Annotated in this window: 21 protein-coding genes and 1 pseudogene; 6 read left to right on the top strand and 16 right to left on the bottom strand. The window is 48.0% G+C overall.

From position 1 onward, the window contains the following. Positions 1-14: 14 nt before the first annotated feature. From IC230_RS17205 to IC230_RS17175, 7 genes are all read right to left on the bottom strand, one after another. Entirely contained in the window at positions 15-1,079 is a 1,065-nt protein-coding gene (locus tag IC230_RS17205) for a DmpA family aminopeptidase (RefSeq protein ID WP_223860696.1), read from the bottom strand. 148 nt (positions 1,080-1,227) lie between these two features. Continuing rightward, positions 1,228-1,692, bottom strand: coding sequence for a hypothetical protein (locus IC230_RS17200; RefSeq protein WP_191040280.1), 465 nt, complete (start codon positions 1,690-1,692; stop codon positions 1,228-1,230). Between the two features lie 11 nt (positions 1,693-1,703). Beyond that, positions 1,704-2,000 (bottom strand): DUF6510 family protein, encoded by a 297-nt coding sequence (locus IC230_RS17195; protein WP_191040279.1) that lies wholly within the window; start codon positions 1,998-2,000, stop codon positions 1,704-1,706. 24 nt (positions 2,001-2,024) lie between these two features. Then, entirely contained in the window at positions 2,025-2,765 is a 741-nt protein-coding gene (locus IC230_RS17190) for a ferredoxin reductase (RefSeq protein ID WP_191040278.1), read from the bottom strand. 8 nt (positions 2,766-2,773) lie between these two features. Next, entirely contained in the window at positions 2,774-3,388 is a 615-nt protein-coding gene (locus IC230_RS17185) for a sulfite oxidase-like oxidoreductase (RefSeq protein WP_191040277.1), read from the bottom strand. A 111-nt stretch (positions 3,389-3,499) separates the two neighbouring features. Further along, complete coding sequence (locus IC230_RS17180; protein ID WP_191040276.1) at positions 3,500-3,805, bottom strand: chaperone modulator CbpM; 306 nt, start codon at positions 3,803-3,805, stop codon at positions 3,500-3,502. A 12-nt stretch (positions 3,806-3,817) separates the two neighbouring features. Next, complete coding sequence (locus IC230_RS17175) at positions 3,818-4,720, bottom strand: DnaJ C-terminal domain-containing protein (protein WP_191040275.1); 903 nt, start codon at positions 4,718-4,720, stop codon at positions 3,818-3,820. 185 nt (positions 4,721-4,905) lie between these two features. Between IC230_RS17175 and IC230_RS17170 the strand changes: the two genes are divergently transcribed. Together IC230_RS17170 and IC230_RS17165 are read left to right on the top strand one after the other, a co-directional pair. Next, positions 4,906-5,124, top strand: a complete 219-nt coding sequence (locus IC230_RS17170) for a hypothetical protein (protein ID WP_191040274.1) — start codon at positions 4,906-4,908, stop codon at positions 5,122-5,124. Continuing rightward, positions 5,102-5,536, top strand: a complete 435-nt coding sequence (locus tag IC230_RS17165) for a putative toxin-antitoxin system toxin component, PIN family (protein ID WP_191040273.1) — start codon at positions 5,102-5,104, stop codon at positions 5,534-5,536. Before IC230_RS17170 ends, IC230_RS17165 begins: the two co-directional genes overlap by 23 nt. Before the next feature lie 31 nt (positions 5,537-5,567). On the opposite strand, the pseudogene IC230_RS17160 reads toward IC230_RS17165, so the two are convergent. Next, positions 5,568-5,678, bottom strand: a pseudogene (locus tag IC230_RS17160) (DnaJ domain-containing protein); the annotation flags it as partial. A gap of 167 nt (positions 5,679-5,845) precedes the next feature. Here IC230_RS17160 and IC230_RS17155 point away from each other — a divergent pair. Further along, positions 5,846-6,343 carry a DUF6265 family protein gene (locus IC230_RS17155; RefSeq protein WP_191040272.1) on the top strand — a complete coding sequence of 166 codons (498 nt, stop codon included), beginning with the start codon at positions 5,846-5,848 and terminating at the stop codon, positions 6,341-6,343. A 247-nt stretch (positions 6,344-6,590) separates the two neighbouring features. Next, a complete protein-coding gene (locus tag IC230_RS17150; RefSeq protein ID WP_191040271.1) occupies positions 6,591-7,181 on the top strand; it encodes an outer membrane beta-barrel protein in 591 nt (196 codons plus the stop codon). Positions 7,182-7,298: 117 nt separating this feature from the next. Here the strand turns inward: IC230_RS17150 and IC230_RS17145 are convergent, their stop codons facing one another. After that, positions 7,299-7,901: a hypothetical protein gene (locus IC230_RS17145; RefSeq protein WP_191040270.1), complete on the bottom strand. Its 603-nt coding sequence runs from the start codon at positions 7,899-7,901 to the stop codon at positions 7,299-7,301. Between the two features lie 182 nt (positions 7,902-8,083). Beyond that, positions 8,084-11,371 carry a S41 family peptidase gene (locus IC230_RS17140; RefSeq protein ID WP_191040269.1) on the bottom strand — a complete coding sequence of 1,096 codons (3,288 nt, stop codon included), beginning with the start codon at positions 11,369-11,371 and terminating at the stop codon, positions 8,084-8,086. Between the two features lie 94 nt (positions 11,372-11,465). Between IC230_RS17140 and IC230_RS17135 the strand changes: the two genes are divergently transcribed. Then, positions 11,466-11,957, top strand: coding sequence for a VOC family protein (locus tag IC230_RS17135; protein ID WP_191040268.1), 492 nt, complete (start codon positions 11,466-11,468; stop codon positions 11,955-11,957). 20 nt (positions 11,958-11,977) lie between these two features. Here the strand turns inward: IC230_RS17135 and IC230_RS17130 are convergent, their stop codons facing one another. The 3 genes from IC230_RS17130 to IC230_RS17120 form a co-directional block, all read right to left on the bottom strand. Continuing rightward, positions 11,978-12,895, bottom strand: coding sequence for a 3-keto-disaccharide hydrolase (locus IC230_RS17130; RefSeq protein ID WP_223860695.1), 918 nt, complete (start codon positions 12,893-12,895; stop codon positions 11,978-11,980). A gap of 129 nt (positions 12,896-13,024) precedes the next feature. Next, complete coding sequence (locus IC230_RS17125; protein WP_191040267.1) at positions 13,025-13,618, bottom strand: 3-keto-disaccharide hydrolase; 594 nt, start codon at positions 13,616-13,618, stop codon at positions 13,025-13,027. A gap of 117 nt (positions 13,619-13,735) precedes the next feature. Next, positions 13,736-14,857, bottom strand: coding sequence for a lactonase family protein (locus IC230_RS17120; RefSeq protein WP_191040266.1), 1,122 nt, complete (start codon positions 14,855-14,857; stop codon positions 13,736-13,738). 252 nt (positions 14,858-15,109) lie between these two features. Here IC230_RS17120 and IC230_RS17115 point away from each other — a divergent pair, with 252 nt between their 5' ends. Continuing rightward, entirely contained in the window at positions 15,110-15,994 is an 885-nt protein-coding gene (locus tag IC230_RS17115) for an OmpA/MotB family protein (RefSeq protein ID WP_191040265.1), read from the top strand. Between the two features lie 100 nt (positions 15,995-16,094). Here the strand turns inward: IC230_RS17115 and IC230_RS17110 are convergent, their stop codons facing one another. Genes IC230_RS17110 through IC230_RS17100 form a run of 3 tightly spaced genes read right to left on the bottom strand, consistent with a single transcriptional unit; the run spans position 16,095 to position 19,459 of the window. Then, complete coding sequence (locus IC230_RS17110) at positions 16,095-16,529, bottom strand: nucleoside deaminase (protein WP_191040264.1); 435 nt, start codon at positions 16,527-16,529, stop codon at positions 16,095-16,097. A gap of 11 nt (positions 16,530-16,540) precedes the next feature. Further along, positions 16,541-17,221, bottom strand: a complete 681-nt coding sequence (locus IC230_RS17105; protein ID WP_191040263.1) for an NUDIX hydrolase — start codon at positions 17,219-17,221, stop codon at positions 16,541-16,543. A 30-nt stretch (positions 17,222-17,251) separates the two neighbouring features. Next, entirely contained in the window at positions 17,252-19,459 is a 2,208-nt protein-coding gene (locus IC230_RS17100; RefSeq protein ID WP_191040262.1) for a S9 family peptidase, read from the bottom strand. Positions 19,460-19,462: the final 3 nt, after the last annotated feature.

Raw genomic sequence — 19,462 nt, 5'->3', positions numbered from 1 at the left:
AGGATAAACAAGATTTATTTCGCCTGACCCGCTTTCTTCAATAAGTCAACTACTTTGTCTACCGGCAATTGCTCGACTTTATGGCCCTGATCGCCCGTAAGGGTCTGGGCGGCAAAAAGAGAATTAACAATTGCTTCTTCCGTAGCTTCGATGGCGGCCATAAACAACGCTGAGACGTTGTCGTTACGTAACAGCTTAACTTCATCGAAAGCACTATTTGTTTCGTGAGGGATCTGATAGGCGGTTGAGACAGCGATAACGTAGTCACCACTGCCGTTAGACGCTATTCCGCCTGTACGGGCGAGCCCCATAAATGCGCGCTTAGCCAGTCGTTTGAGATTACGCGCGTCTAAAGGGGCGTCCGTTAGCACAACCATCATACACGATCCGTCGAGGTTTTCTTTGAAAGAATATTTCCCTAGCGCTACCCCAACCGGAACGCCTGTAATTTGCAGGGTTCCGCCGAAATTCGTCTGCACTAAGACACCAACTGTATACCCATTCAACGACGCGGGTAATTTCCGCGATGACGTACCGATGCCACCTTTAAAGCCAAAGCAAACGGTTCCCGTTCCAGCGCCAACGTTACCTTCCTCGACCGGCCCGGTTTTCGCCTGTCGAAGCGCATCCAGGACGTGCTGTTTCGTTACGTGTCGCCCGCGAATGTCATTCAGAAAACCATCGTTTGTTTCACCCACAACGGAATTGACGGAGCGAACCTGTTCATTTCCTGGTTGCGTCAAGGTGTAATCAATCAGCGCGTCGGCAGCCGTGGGAACGCTTAAGGTATTCGTCAGAACAATGGGTGTTTCGAGCGTACCTAGCTCTTCCACCTGACTATAGCCTGCCAGTTTTCCGAAACCGTTACCGATATAAATAGCTGCCAGGCTTTTCTGCTGAAACTGGTTTTTTTCGTGCGGTAGAATAGCCGTTACGCCGGTGCGGATGTTCTGGCCCTGTTTGAGCGTTATCTGCCCAACGCGAACGCCCGGTACGTCGGTGATGGCGTTGAGTGACCCCGTCGGTAATACGCCAAATCGAATGCCATACTCACGCGGACGTTTTGGCGTTTGCGCCATGATAGAGCCAGTGATAAGAAGGAAAAGTGTTATTGATGAGATTTTGCAGTGGCAAAGAACACGCATTCGACTATTAAGTTAGCTGAGTAGGTTGTTGAAGTCAAGTTAAACTAATCGCGTCAAATCTACCCACCGAAAGATAATCGGTTTATTGACACTCCGTCTTCATCAATACGTATTCGTATCCTTGCGCTGGATTTTTCAGAACCCATTTTCCTTGTTTCTCAATGCGTTCTCCTTCGCGCCAAGTTACGGCATCGCCTTTCAACGTAAAGACTACTTCATAGGATTGCGTGACACCTTCACCCGACCGTTGCCAATCCGCTCGAATCTGGTTGTTCGCCAGTATACCTTGAATTGACCCTTTCGCCCGATCCTTCTCAAAGGGTAATACGTTCAATTCACCCGTAACGGTTGAATCCTTAATAACCAACTGCAACGTAGTGGAATCACGACCGACCACTTGCCGAAAACACATGGTGTCGGGATGAGTAATTGCTGTTGTCGAAGCACTTGCTGACGAGTCAGTTGGTGTCGATTCAGTTTTCGTAGAGCGTTGGTTACAACCATACAGGAAAAATAGCAAGGTCAGCAGAAGCAGACTGGTGCGCATAAGAATTCAAATTAGCGTTGAATAACTGTACTTTTTATACCCGGTGTGATACCTTCCAAATTTATAATCACGGTTTGGGGTGTTTTCACAATTTGCAGGATAAGCCCTTCGCAGGTTGGGCAACGTAGCACCATACCCGGTCCACGGACATAGGCGACAAGATTTGCAAAAACGCCTTCTTTGTGGCAATGACCACATATTGCCTGAAGCACTGTTACGTCGAAACCCAGGAGCATCTGCAATTCACCCGCTACGGCGTTTCCGTCTAATCGCAGGGCCTCGTTGATTGTATCGGTTTCTGGAATCATGGCAGAAGTTAAGTTGGGATTATTCTACGCACCGGTCGGGCCAAATCGTTCTGTACGGATTTTGTCAGTCGGTATATCCAAATCGACCAGTGTATTGGCAACTTGTTCGACGAGTAATGTAGGGCCACAGACAAACGAAATGGGTTGGCTCGTAAACGACTTCAATACGTCCGTGAGCATGGGGCGATCAATCCGGCGCTGATAACCGCTCCACTCGGGCGGTGGCTGCCGGGTGTAGGTGAGAAGCAACGTAAATTGAGCATCCTGATCAGCTAACTGTCTTAACTCCTGATGATAGATCGTCTCTTCGGCCGTACGAACGCTGAATAACAAAACAGTTGGGTTCTTAGCTCCAATTTTCGCACGATGACGTAGCATGGCCATCAGGGGCACAACGCCAGATCCGCCCGCAATGAGCAGCAGGGGTATATTCGCCATGTTATCTTTCCAGACAAAATATCCGCCAATCGGCCCACGAACTTCCAGCGGGTCGCCGACAGAAATTCCTTCGTGCAGATAAGAAGAGACTTCGCCATCGTCGATTAACTCAACTGTCAGGTCGATTTCGCCGGTCTGTTCGGGTGGCGAAGCAATGGAATAGCTACGTTCCGCCTGATAGCCATCTTCAGCCGTTAAGCGAAGATCGTAATGCTGACCTGTGACATGAGGAATCCACTGCGGAAGTTGTAAGGTGAACGTTTTGACACGGGGTGTTTCCTGCGTAATGGCCTTTACCTGAGCAATCTGCCACTGAAATTTTTCCATGTTGTTGTTCAATCGTCCGTGCGATACCGTTGCTCCTTCCAGGGATCACCGTACATACTATAGCCTCCCTGCTCCCAAAATCCGGGTTTATCCGTTTCCATAAACCGTAATCCTTTGATCCATTTGGCACTTTTCCAGAAGTATAAATGCGGCACAACCAGCCGGGCCGGTCCGCCATGTTCAGGTGCTAACGGCTTTCCCTCGAAGTTCAGACCAATAAACGCCTTTCCGTTTCGTAAATCATCGAGCGGAATATTAGTCGTATAATCGCCATAAGAGTGTGCCATTACGTACCGGGCTTCGGGACTCGGATTAATGTGCTCGAGCAACGTATCAATACTAACGCCCGTCCAGTGCGTATCTAATTTTGACCACTTCGTTACGCAGTGGATGTCATTCATAAACGATGTCTGGGGTAACGCATTAAACTGCTCCCAGGTCCATTGCATAGGTGTTTTGACTAAGCCATCGATGACAAATGTCCAGGATGTCAGCGGGATGCGGGGTGTTGGTCCCGCCGTTAATACCGGGAAGTCGTGAGTTTCGTATTGTCCGGGCGGAATCCGTTCGCTGGATGCAGACTCCCGTTTTCGGCCGAAGCCTTTGTTGAAGAATGAGGCCATGGTGTTTGGTAGAAACTGGAAGGAAGTAAACGTAATGGCCAATAAACGGCCTAATCTGTCAACAAGCTACATAAAAAAGGATGGATTTGAAACTCAGTGCTCGGAGCGTATTTACTGATCGGTTGCGGGTTCGTAGAACACCAGCCGATTTCGTAACTGCGTGAGTTGTTGCTGTAAATCTTCTACGCGATCCAGCAGATCACTCACTACGTCCAGATCGTCGGTATGAATGGCCAGATCCTGATGCAGCCGAACGAATTTCTCCAAACGGACCAACTGTTCTGGATGAACATAAATGGCTTGCTCCACAAGCGTTGTTTCGATCAGGCCATTATTGGCTAAGGTTTCTACAAACGTGACTTCGACGTGGTGATGTACGCAAAAATCATAAACTGAAATTAGATGGGTCGTTTGCATGGTTTCAGTGGGTTAAAGGGTCGATAGTTGGCGGAAAAGCTCTTTTTGTTGATCGGTTAGATTAGTTGGGAGTTTCACCTGCCACGTAATGTACAGATCGCCAAACGTACCGTCCTGCTTGTAAACGGGAAATCCTTTGCCTTTCAATCGCACTTTGGTACCGCTCTGTGTTTCAGGCTTTACCGTCAGTTTTACTTTTCCATCCATCGTCTCCACTACGTGATCTCCGCCCAGCATGGCCGTATACAGATCGATTTCCTCATCGACATACAAATCATTGCCTTTACGTTTGTAGCGGCTGTCGTCGGCAATAACGAACGTAATGTACAGATCGCCGTTGGGACCACCATTCATACCTGGTGAACCATAACCCGCCAGCTTGATTTTCTGCCCATTTTCGATACCCGCCGGAACCGTGATACGAATGTTCTTGCCATCGACGGTCATTGTCTGCTTATGCGTTGTATAGGCGTCGCGTAGGTTGAGGTGTAGTTCGGCCTGATAGTCCTGACCTCTGAATTTGGTTTGTTGCCGGTTTCGGGGACCGCCTTCCTGCCCGAACATCGACGAAAGGAAATCCGAAAAATCGGCCCCACCGAAACCATCTGAAAAATCATACTCTCCCGTGTCACCCTGGGCCTGTTGTCGACGCGATTGTTGTTGCTGCCGAGCTTGTTCGAACTGTTCGGCATGTTGCCAGTCTTTACCGTACTGATCGTATTTCTTACGATTTTCCGGATTGCTCAGCACTTCATTCGCTTCGTTGATCTGCTGGAATTTCTTGTTAGCCTCCGCATCATTCGGGTTCAGGTCAGGATGATGCTTCCGGGCCAGTTTGCGATAAGCTTTTTTAATATCGTCGTCAGAGGCCGTTTTCGGTACGCCCAAAACGCTGTAATAATCGATAAAGTCCATACGGGGTGGGAGTGTATTACGTACTAATCACCCGTATAAACTCAGAAGCGGTAGGGAAGGTTGTAGAGATATAAGTAAAGAACTATGTATCTGTTGCGTTTATCAATAGAGTCTAATACCGTAATCTGTATGAACGGCAACAGGTTATTTTTTTGTTAGTTTTGTCTATATATGCATCAACTAGTATGATGACGGGAACACAACAACCTAACTCGGTTCAGGTATCGCTAATGCGTCTTTTTGATCGTCCTATGCTTCCTGATGAACTGGATAAGGTTCATCAATTATTGATGGACTATTACAGTGAATTAATTGCCGCAGAAGCGGATGAAATCATTGCTCAGAAAGGTTATACCCAGGCTGACTTCGACCGGGTGCTGAATGAGTCGCAACGCACTCGATAATAGTATGCGGGTTGTTATTGATACCAATTGCCTAATCGCGTCTATTCCTCGTTCAGGCGAACATTATTGGTTATATCAGGCGTTTATAACACGTAAATTCGAATGGATTGTCAGTCAGGAAATTATCACTGAGTACGAAGAAAAATTGAGCGAATTCTACGCTCCTTCGCTGGCGCAGAACGTAATGAAGATTCTGGCAGTAGCTCCGCACGTCATTCATGTAGAAGCTAATTTCAAATGGTTGATGATTGAAAATGATCCCGACGATAATAAATTCGCCGATGTGTCTTTTGCCGGTGGGGTAGATTATCTAGTCAGTAATGACGCTCATTTTAATGTCCTCAAGAAACGTGAATATCCTAAAATCAAGGTTCTCCGATTAGAGGAGTTTAAACAGTTACTCGGCTACTGATTCACCTCCGCCTAATTTACATAGTACATACACTCAGGTCAGGATGATGCTTCCGGGCCAGTTTGCGATAAGCTTTTTTAATATCGTCGTCAGAGGCCGTTTTCGGTACGCCCAAAACGCTGTAATAATCGATAAAGTCCATACGGGGTGGGAGTGTATTACGTACTAATCACCCGTATAAACTCAGAAGCGGTAGGGAAGGTTGTGAAAATAAGAATCTCCAAAATCTGCTCACTTTCCAGTCATTTCTGTAGTAAATATCAGATTCCTGCATCTTACTAATTAAAACCTAATTCAACCCAAGCCTCTATGAAAATTACACGCTTCGTTGTCTTCTCACTCTGTTTGTTTTCTAGCCTTGCCACATACGCCCAAACTAACGCTAAAGGCTCACTGGCTGACGTCAGTTTTATGGAAGGGCGTTGGCTAGGTACGTTCAACGGTGGGCCTATTGAGGCCTCCTGGATAGCACCGGTCGGCGATAACCTCACTGGGTTCATGCGCATGATGAAAGACAACAAAGTCACGATGTACGAGATGCTTATTTTCGAGCAAACCGAGCAGGGACCAATCGTATTGGTAAAGCATTTCAAACCCGGTCTGATCGGACAGGAAGAGAAAGACAAATCGGATCGTTACAAATTCATTGAAGCCGGGAAAGACAAAGCCATTTTCGAGAAAGAAGACGGCTCCATACGGATCATCTACGAAAAACGCTCAGCGAATCAACTAGCTATTCAACGGGGGATGCAGCAGGATAATAAATGGGATTTTAAAGATTTGTTCGTTTTTAACCGGGTAAAATAAACGTAGCATCCTGCAAACCTGGGAAATAGAATAACGGACTCAGAGTGAAGGCTGTAGATTTACAGTCTATACGTTTTTCAACCCCAAAGTCACGCTGAGTTCTGTCAAGAGTAATTCGTGCCTTACAGTTTAAATCGATAAGCCGTCGCTCTGTATTTACCAATAAATTTACCCGCCGATTAAACAAGACTACTCCGAGCTCAGTTATAGTGCCAGTTTTATCACATTCACTACTTGACACTATAAAATGAGAAATTATCTCGCAGGCGTATTGATGCTGGTTGCTCTTTCGGCTACTGCTCAGGAGTACAAACCGTTTAAAGTAAATTTATCTATTGGCTATGCCAAGCCCTTCAACGCGGGTGTATCAGGCGGTTTTTTGGTAGCCGTCGAACCTAAGTACGGACTATCCGATCAGTTTGATTTAGGCCTTCGCCTGGAGGTGGCTTCCGTCGCGCGGGGTGTTCAGTATAACGGTAACATTACAACAGGTGACGTAGGCGCTTATGCTTCATACCTAATAACGGGCAATTATCTGTTTACCCAGGGGAGCGTTCGTCCTTTTATTGGCGCAGGTGTTGGACTATACACGATTGGCGCAGCTGGTACGGTCGTTATCAGCAATAATGGCCAACCGAACCAGAACATTCAATTGGTAAGTGACACCAAATTTGGTGGAATGATCCGGGCTGGTATCAAAGCCGGTCACTTCGTAGCCTCCGTTGAATACAACGCTGTGCCGACAACCAAGAACAATTCGTCAGCCCTGGAAGTTACCAGCGAAAATGCTTACCTGGGAATCAAAATTGGCGCAGACATTGGTGGTGGCCGACGCTAAGTCATATCCTTTTGCCAAACGATCCGCTCAGAAAACCTGAGCGGATCGTTTATTTTTAGTCGGCAACTATCAGACTTCTTCGCCAGGACGTAACGCGGCTGAAGTATGTAAGAGCTTTTATTGATTTCGCTCAAACGAGTACGTTTTACCCGGCTCCAGCAACGGATGGGACCCCTCGAGTTCGCCATCGGAAAGCGTATATGTAGCGTTCTTAAAGAAGACTTCGGCAATCCACGGCTCAAACCGAAACTCGTAGTAATTGTGTGCTTTGTTCGTAATTGGAAAAACGGAATAACGATCCGCGCAAAGCTCGAAACGTAACGAAATTGCTTCCACAGGCGGTTTGGCAAAAGTAGCTTTTCCATCAACATCCGTCATTCCTCGCTGAATATCCGCCCTGTTTTTGGCCGCAACTTCTACGTAACGCAACAATTGTTTGTTAGGATCGACGATACGTATCGTTAGCTTGGTTTCGGACATGGTTCGGCTGGTTACCAGCGCGAAATCTTTGGGTGGACGTGGGCGGCTGTTCAATATAAGTTGATTGCCTTGTTGTTTCCAGGTGCCTTGACCCATCCGGTCGAGAGCACCATAGGCAAAGAAAAACTCAAACGTAGAGTCGGCATTGAGTTTGATTCCAGAGCCTACTTCCCGAACGCCCGTCAGGTAGTATTCCCCGGCAATTGATTCTTTGGTGGATTGTGCAGTTGAAGGTGTCATAATTGCGCAGGTTACCAGCCCGATAACCAGTGTGTGAATAAGAGACATGACTAGTTAATTTGGCTGGAAAGCTACGCATTACGTTAGCCAGCAAAGAGCCCCACTTACTGAATGGGGCAGAGTAGTTAACAAACCGCGGAATATGGTCATTCGATCACATTCCGCGGTTTGCTCTGTTTATACTATTTGCCAGTACTGGCTCTAGATGTTTTAGATTCGTTTAGATCGTTGAGTAACTCGGCAACAGCTTTATCTAACTGAACGTTTTTATCGGTATAGCTCTCGCCAATGGGCCGCGCGACCATGATATCAACCGGGCGTGGGGCCAATTCCATATTTTTCCCCGTATTGTCGGTAATTTTAATGAAGGGCAACCGTACGTTCGACCCGTCGATAAGTTGAGCTGCGGAGGTATAAATGATCCAGCCGCCCGTTGGTTCACCCACGACTTTACCCAGTTTAAGCGTACGGTAACCTTCCGTAAAATCTTCCGCGTCCGAAAGAGAATGCTGATTAGTCAACAGAATCGTTGGACTTTCCAGCGCTCGCTGGCCTAACTGTGTTCGGGCTGGGGCTGCGGGTAAGCCGCGCGGTGTCATGGTCATGTAGCCTTTGCGCGTAAATACGTCCAATGCATACGCATTCACAAAACCACCGTTATTGTTTCGAACGTCGACCACTACGCCTTCTCGGGCGTGGTTATCCGCATCCAGGTCAATGTTCAACTGCGCCAGCGATTCGGCCGACATGTCGTACAGATGCACGTAGCCAAGCCGTCCGTTACTGACTTTGTTCACGTATTCGCGCTGTTGCTGAACCCACTGTTTGTAGAGTACTATTTTTTCTGTTGCCAGGTTGACCGGACGTACGACCACTTCACGAGGTGGGGCCGTTGGCGATGAGGCAATCATGAGCGAAACCCGACGATTAATCTGATTTTCGAGCAGTTGATCGAGATTTGTTGTAGCATTGATCTTCTTATCATCCACAGCCAGCAGATAGTCGCCAGGCTTAATAGTCCCCGCTATAGCCGCCGGACTCAACTCAATAACTTCTGTGATTCGCAGTCGGCCTGAGTTTTCGTACTCGGTTCGGTCGAAGCGTAAACCAAGGCGCCCAGTTGTCGTCTGTACCGATCCCGCTGGTGCCGAAATACCTGAGTGCGACGCGTTTAATTCGCCCAGCATTAAACTAATCAGGCGACGTAACTCATCCGGCGTACGGGCTCCGGCTGCCAAAGGTTCGTATTCACTACGAATAGCTTTCCAGTTGGCACCATGAAACGTAGAGTCATAAAATCCTTTGTTTTGAACGTCCCAAGCCTGCCGGAACACTTGCACCTTCTCGTCATTGAAATCGACATCCATTTCGGCCGTTACGCTCAGTGGCTTCGGTTCCCGTCGATCCAGCGTAATGGATTGAATTCGACCCTGCTCGATGTAAAAAATCTCTTTGCCATCGGGTGAGAACTGAGCGCCACTTTTACTGCCCGCCGTTGACGTTAGCTGACGCGCCACGCTTTGTTCGCGACCAAGTTCATCGAGCGAATAGGTGTAGAGATTCTGCTGCCCTGCTACTGTTGCGACGAGTAAGAGCGTTTTGCCATCCTTGCTGATCGAGTGCGCATCCACATCGACGCCCACTGGCAACAGGCTCAGCCGCTGGCGAATGTCCTCAAAAACGATTGCCGTTGCTCCGCTACGTCCGCCTTTGTCTGTTGTGTCGGTTCGAGCAGTCGTGTCGCGCGCGGCAGTTCTTGCGCTTGAGGGCGTTACGGTGACGGGTTTTAGTGTTTTCGGGATTTCTTCGTTGAACAAATCTCGAAACTGATCTTCTCGAAATTTAGGTGGCCGAGGGACCAGGTCAATACGAGCGATCTGCGCTGTTTCGGTACGTTGATTTGTGCTGAACAAAATGTATTTCCCGTCGGGGCTCCAGCTTAGATTGCCACCAAACGTATTGGCCAGAAAACTAATCGGTTTACTAACTCCGCCAGCAGCGGGGACGACCGAAATATTCCGAAACGTTTTGGCACCAAACGAGGCAAACGCAATCCATTTGTTATCCGGCGACCAAACAATAGAACCGGTAGATGCAAAGGGTGGCCGACCTAAATAATCTTTCTTGAGCAAACGCTCTTTTTTAGTAGCTACGTCCAGTACGCGCAACTCCTGACCATTTCGAATAAAGGCCAACGATTTACCATCGGGAGAAAATACGGGCGAACTATCATCTAGTGGATCGTTCGTTAGTCGGGTTTCGTCGCGGGTGGCAATGTCGTAGCGATACAAATGGGCGGCTCCATCGCGCGTTGATACGTAGACCAATCCCCGGCTATTGGGTGTCCAGACGGGTTGCGATTCGTTAGCGGACGTGTGGCTGATCCGCGTTGCATCGCCCCCATCTTTCGCTGATGTGGCAAACACCTCGCCATGACTTGTAAAGGCCACTTTTTTTCCATCGGGCGACAGGGCCAGTTCGCGAAATTGATTGGTCTGTTTCAAATGATCGACAGCTGGACTAGCTGCAACACCCCGGAGTCGAATCGAAATGGGTGTCGTCTGACGACTCGCGATATCGTATTTCCAAAGGCCAAAATCACGCTCAAATACGATCGTTTTCCCGTCGTAACTAATCGATGGCCATAACACCCGGCCATTCGTAAACGTAGTTAACATGGTCGGTTTGCCCGCGAGGGGATGCGACCATAAATTCTGCGTCTGATTGCGATCTGATACGTAATAAAGCGTTTTGCCATCCTGACCCCACATCGGCCAAAGCTCTTTCGCCCCACTCTCTGACACTTGCTTGTAGGTCTCTTCAGCTTTCTTACTATCCAGATGATAGAGCCAAATTTCGGCTTCGTCAAGATGACTCCGTCCTTTACGCCACCATTGGTTGGAGGCAATACCCCGCGCTGAAAAAGCCAGCGTTTTGCCGTCGGGGGAGGGGACGCCGTAGAATTCATTGGCGTAGCGATCCGCTGTAACAGCCATTGGCGTTCCGCCTGTAATTGCTACCCGGTAGATGTCGTTCATGCCCGAAATATCATGGCTAGTCGACTGAAAATAAACCATTTTTCCATCGCGTGCCCAGCCAGTAAGTACTTCTGCTCCATCGTCGTACGTCAGTCGCTTAATGGTCCCCGTTTCCAGCGTGATCAGGTAAATATCGCCGTTGCCCGTGCGCGACGACGCAAAGGCCAGGTATTTACCATCCGGCGAATACAGCGGCCGGGACTCATTATCTGGATGCGAAACCAATAGCCGCGCTTCGCCCCCGCCAACTGGTACGGTCCAGATGTCGCCACCGGATATAAACGCCATTTCCGAGCCATCGGGCGAAAGGCTGGGTTCAGCGAAGGCAAATCGGGGTGTTGGCGTTGCGGGTTGCGTTTGCCCCAGCGATGGGAACGTAACGCCCGTGATTAGTAAGCAACGAATGAGTAATTGAGTAAACGAAGTGCGCATTGAGCAAAGCGGATTTATTTTCGGTTGATTCTGGTTTTGGGTAAGTCTGTCATCAAAAATGACTAGCCTGAAACAGCCTCTAAATTTACATAGTATGGACCATTCTCCCTACACCATTCCCGACCAAACCCGAATTGGTCATATCCACCTGAAAGTTGCCGATCTTGACCGTGCGCTGGCGTTTTACCAGGATCTACTGGGTTTTACGCTGATAACCATGTATGGCAAAGAAGCTGCTTTTATCTCAGCAGGTGGCTACCATCATCACATCGGCCTGAATACGTGGTATAGCAAAGATGCACCACCAGCACCAGCACGTAGCGCCGGGCTGTTTCATACCGCTATTCTGTACCCGACGCGCCGGGATTTAGCAGTAGCATTACAACGGCTTATTGATGCAAAGTACCCCATAACTGGCGCGTCGGATCATGGCGTATCAGAAGCGATTTATCTTAATGACCCGGATCGGAATGGCGTTGAATTGTACTGGGACCGCCCGCACGAAGAGTGGCCGCGTAAACCCGATGGGTCTATCGAGATGTACACACATCCGCTGGACCTGGAAGGATTACTACGAGAAATTTGACAGGAATTACGAAGTACTATTTATTGCTGGAGTAAGTCAGCCGGAAGCTGTTTAATACCGCGAATGGATATGTTCCGGTAAAAGATCTCGGCTCCCTCCGACTGTAGTTGAATCTTGCCCTTCGTTAACGGCTCCGGCTGCCCATTGACTAAATGACGGGTGTGAGTCAGAACGAGATTTACTTTGCCATTCAGCATATGTAAGCACGTATCGCCGAAACAATAGAGGTCCAATACGTTCCATTGGCCATATGGCTTTTCGCTATCTGGGTTTTTGAGGCATGAACGGCCGACTGGTGTTTTATCCTGGAACGTAATGGGCGTAGCAGCGGGCTGATAAACGTACTTGTCTTGGTCGTTTTTGCGGGCGGAAATATCGGCCAGTACGTTCATTACCCCCCAATAATCGCCACAATCGCCCTCCTGAATCTGGTACTCGAACGATTCCATCCAGAGCATCGGGGTTCCATGCGCGCCAATGCTGTGGTACAATAGGCCACTATCGCGCGGTTGGTTGAGTTTGGGTGGCCATTTCAAGGTGCCCCACTTAAATTCCAGACGGAAGTGATAATTCTCAAACTCGGTTAGCGTATTGATTCCGCCAAAGGTCTCACCCGAAATACGTAGCGCAGGCAGTCCATCAACCATCGTTACAGAAAAAACGTGGTTCGGATCGTTGTTCAAGCCTAAAGGTGAAGCTTTATCTTTTGTCTTGTCTGTCGAGTAAGGACGGTCAAGATACGTTTCCCAACCGCTGAGGTCCTTGCCATTAAAAAGAGCCTGCCAATTGTCGGCTAACGTTACTGACTGCGCAGTAGCTGACGTGATTACGATCAAACCAATACACACAAGTAGAGCGAGTGCTTTCACGAACGTACCGAGTTTAGAAAAACCGTTTGACGACATTTTTGGGTACATCTTATTTACGACGAAGTACATGCTATGTCGTACGTTGATAAGGTATCGTGGACTTCAGTCCGCGTAGCCGTAGGCTAATGTCGTAGTTGCTATTTTTCTTCACACATTAACCTACGGCTACGCGTACTGAAGTCTACGCTACCTTACGAACTACAATGGTTTAAGCTCCAAATTCTTCCAGCGAACTTTAATACCGCCACCGTCGTGGATTTGCAAAGCAACGGAGCCCTCGCCCTTACCAATCTTCTCGTCGTGAAAATCGACCATCGACTCCCCGTTGAGGTAGGTCTGCACATGATCACCCTCAACCCGAATACGCATTTTGTTCCATTCGCCGGGTTTCAGGATGTTTTCCTTTTCATCGGGAATTTGAACCAGCCAATTCCGGCCATATGATTCGTAAATACCACCGGTGTCATGATTCGGTGGCGCTACTTCTACCTGCCAGCCGGTAATTTTCGTGCCGTCGATGGTTGAGCGGAAAAAGACACCGCTGTTTCCATTGGCTTCCTGCTTGAATTCCAGCGTCAGATCGAAATTTTTGTAGAATTTTTCAGTGGCCAAATAACCGTATTTCTTATCAGGCCCGCTCTCGCAGATGAGTTCGCCATTATCGACGTACCATTTTTCAGTACCGTAAATTTTCCAGCCATCTAAGTTTTTTCCGTTAAAAAGCTTAATGGTTTTGGTCGGCGCCGTAAAGGCCAGCACTGTCAGCATTAGAAAGGCAATGCAGTATTTCATTGAGTATAAGAATTTGGAGTACGTAAATTGATTTAGGTTGCTATTCTGTGTAAAACTAATCTGTTTTTCTAGATCCGGCTTAAAACCCTTGCTATTATAAGACGTAACAGTAAGTTACTACCGACTAGCCATAATGACGCAGACGGCGGCTGGTACTGGCACCGATTGACCCGTGTAGGTTAGTTTTCCCGTTTTCTGGTCGCGCTTAAAAATGGTGATATTATCCGTGTCCTGATGCGCCACAAAAATGAAGTCGCCTTTAGGATCAATGAGGAAGTTGCGGGGTGTTTTGCCTTCGGTTGGCTGATCGCCTATTTTCGTTAGTTTACCATCGTTGCCGATTGAGAAAATAGCTAATGTATTAGCTCCCCGATTCGACTGGTACAGAAACTTTCCGGACGGATCAATGTGAATATCGGCGCTCGTGTTCTGACCCGTAAAATCGTCGGGCAGCGTTTTAACATTGTCTTGCAGTAACGTCAACGCTCCTGTTTGGGCATTGCGGGAAAATGAAGCAACTGTAGAGGTCAGTTCTTCGACTAAATAACCATACTTTCCATTCGGGTGAAACGTAAAATGACGCGGTCCCGAGCCTGGTTTCACACTAGCATACGGTGTTGACGCTGGTTTTACGGTACTAGCTTTAACGTCAATATCGAAGATGTTCAGCTTATCGGTTGTGAGATCCGCTACGTAAACGAATCGATTATCGGGCGCGAGTGTTGCCGAGTGGACGTGCGGTTTTTCCTGACGTTTTTCATTGGGCCCAGTGCCTGAATCCTGAACGCTATCGGCTGCTGCACTGAGTTTGCCATCAGTACCTATGGGAAAAACAGCTAAACTGCCACCGCCGTAATTGGAAACGAATGCGGTTTTTCCCGTTTTATCGATACTAATATGGCAGGGACCTCCACCAAGCGTTGACTGACTGTTCAGAAATTGTAATTTTCCCGTCGCTTTATCAACAGCGTAAGCACTAGCTCCTCCTGCTTTGTCGGGTCCCTCATTAACCGAATAGAGATAATTGCCGGATGGGTGAAGGGCCAGAAAGGATGGATTTTTTCCGTTCGAGATTGACTGGATCTGTTGCATGGTGCCCGCTTTACGATCAAACTCGAAAACGTAAACACCTTCGCTTCCCCGAACAGAATACGTACCAACATACATAATTTCTTTCGACGACTGTGCCTGAGTAGATAGGCTCATTCCGATCAGAATACTTAAAAAAAGCTTTTTCATAATACGAATGATGGATCTGTTAAATAAGTACGCAGTAGGCATAAACTACCGACATGCCTATGTTGGTATGCCTATAAATACCACCTTTTAAAAAATTTTAAGGCATCAATAAGGAAATAATACAATCAGAATCGTTTTACAGAATAGTAAGCTTTAGATGATACATCAGAATAGCTTACTTTTGTGAAAAATTTGCTCGGGTACCGGATTCCCGTTGACCTAACTTTTGTCTTCCAATTCTATATCTATCGTATGAAACGCGTTTTAATTATTTTTGCGGCTGTTGCAATGCTGGCTTCCTGTAATAGTAAGAAGCGGCTGGCCGAAATTAAATCTTTGCAAGAGGCTCGTGATAAGGCGATTGCATCCTTAAGCGACTGTGACCAACGTACCGCTGACCTGCGCAATCAGTTGTCAGCTAAAGATACTGATCTGCAGGGTAAAGATAAACAGGCGAGTGATTTGCAGGCGCAGATTGACTATCTGAAGAAGACGAATACCAATCTTCTTGATCGGATGTCGGATTTGTCGATTGTTAGTAAGTCGGGTGCTGAGAGCATTAAAAAATCGCTCGAAACACTGAACGAGCAAACCAAGTACACCAACAACCTGAACGCGTCTATCCAGCGGAAAGATTCGCTGAACCTGGCACTGGTGATGAGCCTGAAACGGTCTCTGGACGATATTAACGATCAGGATGTACAGGTTGAAGTGAAAAAAGGCGTGGTTTATGTATCGATTTCGGATAAACTGCTGTTCAAATCGGGTAGCTACGACATCACCCCAAAAGCCGAAACGGTACTGGGTAAAGTGGCTAAGGTTGTCAATGATCATAAAGACTTAGATATTCTGGTAGAAGGCCATACAGATGCTGTACCTATCTCAACGGCGTCAATTAGAGACAACTGGGATTTAAGTGCCTTGCGCGCTACGTCGGTTGTACGGATGCTGCAAGGTAAATTTGCTGTCTCGCCCGAGCGCCTAACCGCAGGTGGCCGGTCTGAATTTGCGCCTAAAGATGATAACATGACCCCTGCTGGTCGTCAGCAGAACCGTCGGACGGAGATCATCATTACGCCCAAACTGGATCAGTTCTTCAATCTGTTGTCGAGTGGCCAGGCTGGCGGTAGCAAGTAATTACCAGACAAGTTTAATTTGAAAAGCCCTGCTCCGAAAATTCGGAGCAGGGCTTTTTTTTGCACAGTGGTGTCGGATTTTTAAATCCGACACCACTTCATTATAACTCACCAATATCTTCGTTCCAGACCTCTGGCTTTGCGGCAATAAATTGATTCATCATCTCAACGCATTCTGGTAAATCAAGATCAATGACTTCCACACCATGCTGCTCCATAAACTCGCGGGCACCGGGAAACGTCCGCGATTCCCCAACGATTACTTTCGGAATTTTAAACTGCACAATCGTTCCTGCACACATGTAGCAGGGCATCAATGTGGAATAGATAACCGTGTTTTTAAATGAGCCAACTCGTCCGGCATTGTTCAGACAATCCATCTCACCGTGTAGGATCGGATTATTTTCCTGAACCCGTTTATTATGGCCCGAAGCGACTAATTCGCCGTTTTTAATCAGCGCCGAGCCGATCGGAATACCACCCTCGCTCAAACTTTTGCGGGCCTGATTAATGGCCTCCTGCATGAATTCATCCATAAAATTTTGATCTATAGTAATTTCATCGTTTCATAATCGCCAACGTGCTTCAGATACAGGAAATTAAGCAGCAACCCATTGACGTTGGTAATTAATTTCTGTGATTCGGGTATTGTGGCAACTATACTGGTAATACGCTCGAATTCGGCTTCGCTCCCCATATTTTTGAGATGAAAGGACATGATTTCATCACGCGTCATTTCTCGTTCAATATAGAAAAAGTGCATGCCTTCGTCGCTGGTGCCCGTGCTTGGATACCAGGCGTGAGGATTTAGCCGGGTTAGTTCATTTGCGGTTACGGTCAGACCAATTTCTTCGCCGATTTCACGGGCCGCTACGTCGTCAGCCGCATCGCTGGCGTCGACCATCCCGGCGGGGTGTTCATAGGTTTGCGACCCATCTGCAATACGTCGTTGCTTGACCAGTACCACGAATTTATCTTTCGTTTCTTTATCGATCAGACACACCAGCATTGATGCCGCATGACCTTTCAGGAATAAAGCCGGCGGAATCTTATCACCTTCGGGCGTATCGGCATCTACTTCCAGCATTGCAAACAACACTTCGCCATTGTGCCGATAGCGGACATAATAGTCTTTGATATCGTTGATTTTCATGCCGTTGGCTTCCATCTGACTCTTCCAGAACCGGAACTTAGGCGCGTCCTGAAGGGCTTCTTTTTGTTTACTCATATTGCTTATGTGTAACGCGGAAAATCCGCTTTATTTAATCGTCGCTTTTTGTGCTTCTGGGCCGACGTAACGCTCGAAGAATTCGTAAATACGTAACAGCCGATCAACACGTTGCCGCACATTGCCTGTACGACTAAGTTCATGCGTAGCACCGGGCATACGGACGTACTCAACCGGGCGACCCAGTATTTTCAGGCTTTTGTACAGCATTTCACTCTGAATTGGGCCAGTACGTAAATCATTCTCACCATGCTTTATCAGTAGGGGCGTTTTAATGTTCTGAACAAACGTATAGGGGGAGTTGGCATCCAGTACTTTCGCATCCGCTGACCAGGGGTAGTCGAAGTAGCCAGGAATCAGTCGCCAGGCGTTTCCTTCGCCCAGAAATGTAGTGAGGTCATACACACCCCGTTGGGCAAAAGCCGCTTTGAACCGGTTATCGTGCCCAACAATCCACGCCGTGAGGTAACCCGCGTAGGAACCACCTGTAATCACCTGTCGGCTCGTGTCAACCCAGGCTTCCTTTGCGGCATCGGTTTCGGCAGCCAGTACGTCTTCGGTTGGACCAGTGCCCCAATCTTTTATATTGGCTCGTTGAAAACTAATGCCGTAGCCACCCGATCCGCGCGGGTTTGCATAAACGATTCCGTATCCCTGCGAACACATATACTGGAACTCATGCCACATCGATCCTTCTCCCGGTCCCCACATCGCCGTAGGACCACCGTGCATGTTCAGCAGAAGCGGATATTTTTTATTGGCTTCTACGAACGTGGGTTTCATGATCCAGTAATCGACCGTTTGCCCGAGCGAGTTTTTGTACGTACGCTTTTCGGGGAAGCTGAGCTGCTTTTGCGCGACCCAGTCGTTGTGATTACTCAGTTTTGTTTGATTTTTGGCTGTTGCATCGGTTGAATAGAGTTCCGAAGGGTTAGTAACTTCGGTTCTGGCCAGAATAACCTGATTACCTACTACGTCGAAGCTCGTGACGCCCTTCTCAAAATCGGTTAACTGCGTAACCTGTCGCGTAGTAGGGTCGAGCCGGTAGAGGGGGGCACCACCATTGGCAGAGGCAGTAAAATAAATAGCATAGCCCGTAACGGCTTTTTTCCCTTTTGCCTGATTTGGGATTTCCGTCCAGGTCAGGTTCGTAGCAGCCCGGTCGAACGTAACGAACTGGATATTCGATGCCGTTGTGGCATTCAGCGTGGCTAATCCAATCTGTACGGCGTTAACGCCTGCTGACGGAGTCAGGGCAAATGCCAGTTGCTTTCCATCGGGCGACACTTCCGGGGAGGTATAACTTTTTCCCGCTTCGGCCAGAACCGTAGTACGGGTTCGGGAACCGTTCGTCGGAATAAATACAATTGAATTATCCTGCTCGCGGTCAGGGTGTTTTAACGTATCACGATCGGTTACAGCGAATAAGCCTTGTCCGTTGGGAAGCCAGTTAGCAGCCTGGAAGGACGTAAAGCCTCGCGTAAGCGGTTTCGCGGTCGCTCCTTCCTGAACGTCCGTGATATACAAATGCGTAAAACCTAACTCAGGCTCTGTGGTGGATTCCCCCTGAAAGTTGAGCCGATTGATGACTTTCGCTTTTTTATCCTCAACATCTTTGTTCAGATAAGCCCGGATCTCTGCTAGCGAACCGTCAGGATTCGGTTTAACTTTTTTATCCGCAATCAGGAAATCATTCGTATTGAAACCCGGCTTTTCAACTGACCAGGCTGGCGTTTTCTTGCCGGGATTCAGGATGCTGTCTTTGAGCATTTCGCCCATCGTTACGTTCGCAGCAAACACAATGCGTTTGCCATCCGGCGACCATTTCGGACTTGACGATGAGTACGGTCCGCTGGTCAACTGCCAGGGTTCGCCCCCATTCAGTGGCATAATAAATACCTGCGATTTCCCTTTTACCGTACGAACAAAAGCAAGTTGTGTACCATCCGGTGACCATGTCGCCTGCCGAGCCGATTCTGCTCCATGTGTAAGCGCTTTGGTGTCGCCAGGTTTCAGACCAGTCAGATAAACATGCGTTTTGTATTCGTATTCTTCTTTCTGGTCAGGATTTGGCTCAATGGTGGTGAGCGTATAAACGGCACGTTGCCCATCGGGAGCTAATTCGATACCGCCTACGTTTTTGATCCGGGTCAGGTCGGTAACGGTAATCTTCGATTTCGTCTGGGCACAGACAATCTGTGCCGTTAGGGCGACCAGGAGGAAAGTTTGTTTCAGCATCGT

Origin of the sequence: Spirosoma validum (genome assembly GCF_014699035.1) — a bacterium.
In the GTDB taxonomy this organism is placed as follows: Bacteria; Bacteroidota; Bacteroidia; order Cytophagales; family Spirosomataceae; genus Spirosoma; species Spirosoma validum.
This window is presented reverse-complemented; position numbering and strand designations above follow the sequence as displayed.

Bases quoted from the DNA above. Each gene is read 5' to 3' on its own strand.
- IC230_RS17205 (WP_223860696.1), bottom strand. From the start codon at position 1,079: ATGGCGCAAACGCCAAAACGTCCGCGTGAGTATGGCATTCGATTTGGC.
- IC230_RS17200 (WP_191040280.1), bottom strand. From the start codon at position 1,692: ATGCGCACCAGTCTGCTTCTGCTGACCTTGCTATTTTTCCTGTATGGT.
- IC230_RS17195 (WP_191040279.1), bottom strand. From the start codon at position 2,000: ATGATTCCAGAAACCGATACAATCAACGAGGCCCTGCGATTAGACGGA.
- IC230_RS17190 (WP_191040278.1), bottom strand. From the start codon at position 2,765: ATGGAAAAATTTCAGTGGCAGATTGCTCAGGTAAAGGCCATTACGCAG.
- IC230_RS17185 (WP_191040277.1), bottom strand. From the start codon at position 3,388: ATGGCCTCATTCTTCAACAAAGGCTTCGGCCGAAAACGGGAGTCTGCA.
- IC230_RS17180 (WP_191040276.1), bottom strand. From the start codon at position 3,805: ATGCAAACGACCCATCTAATTTCAGTTTATGATTTTTGCGTACATCAC.
- IC230_RS17175 (WP_191040275.1), bottom strand. From the start codon at position 4,720: ATGGACTTTATCGATTATTACAGCGTTTTGGGCGTACCGAAAACGGCC.
- IC230_RS17170 (WP_191040274.1), top strand. From the start codon at position 4,906: ATGATGACGGGAACACAACAACCTAACTCGGTTCAGGTATCGCTAATG.
- IC230_RS17165 (WP_191040273.1), top strand. From the start codon at position 5,102: ATGAGTCGCAACGCACTCGATAATAGTATGCGGGTTGTTATTGATACC.
- IC230_RS17155 (WP_191040272.1), top strand. From the start codon at position 5,846: ATGAAAATTACACGCTTCGTTGTCTTCTCACTCTGTTTGTTTTCTAGC.
- IC230_RS17150 (WP_191040271.1), top strand. From the start codon at position 6,591: ATGAGAAATTATCTCGCAGGCGTATTGATGCTGGTTGCTCTTTCGGCT.
- IC230_RS17145 (WP_191040270.1), bottom strand. From the start codon at position 7,901: ATGACACCTTCAACTGCACAATCCACCAAAGAATCAATTGCCGGGGAA.
- IC230_RS17140 (WP_191040269.1), bottom strand. From the start codon at position 11,371: ATGCGCACTTCGTTTACTCAATTACTCATTCGTTGCTTACTAATCACG.
- IC230_RS17135 (WP_191040268.1), top strand. From the start codon at position 11,466: ATGGACCATTCTCCCTACACCATTCCCGACCAAACCCGAATTGGTCAT.
- IC230_RS17130 (WP_223860695.1), bottom strand. From the start codon at position 12,895: ATGTACTTCGTCGTAAATAAGATGTACCCAAAAATGTCGTCAAACGGT.
- IC230_RS17125 (WP_191040267.1), bottom strand. From the start codon at position 13,618: ATGAAATACTGCATTGCCTTTCTAATGCTGACAGTGCTGGCCTTTACG.
- IC230_RS17120 (WP_191040266.1), bottom strand. From the start codon at position 14,857: ATGAAAAAGCTTTTTTTAAGTATTCTGATCGGAATGAGCCTATCTACT.
- IC230_RS17115 (WP_191040265.1), top strand. From the start codon at position 15,110: ATGAAACGCGTTTTAATTATTTTTGCGGCTGTTGCAATGCTGGCTTCC.
- IC230_RS17110 (WP_191040264.1), bottom strand. From the start codon at position 16,529: ATGGATGAATTCATGCAGGAGGCCATTAATCAGGCCCGCAAAAGTTTG.
- IC230_RS17105 (WP_191040263.1), bottom strand. From the start codon at position 17,221: ATGAGTAAACAAAAAGAAGCCCTTCAGGACGCGCCTAAGTTCCGGTTC.
- IC230_RS17100 (WP_191040262.1), bottom strand. From the start codon at position 19,459: ATGCTGAAACAAACTTTCCTCCTGGTCGCCCTAACGGCACAGATTGTC.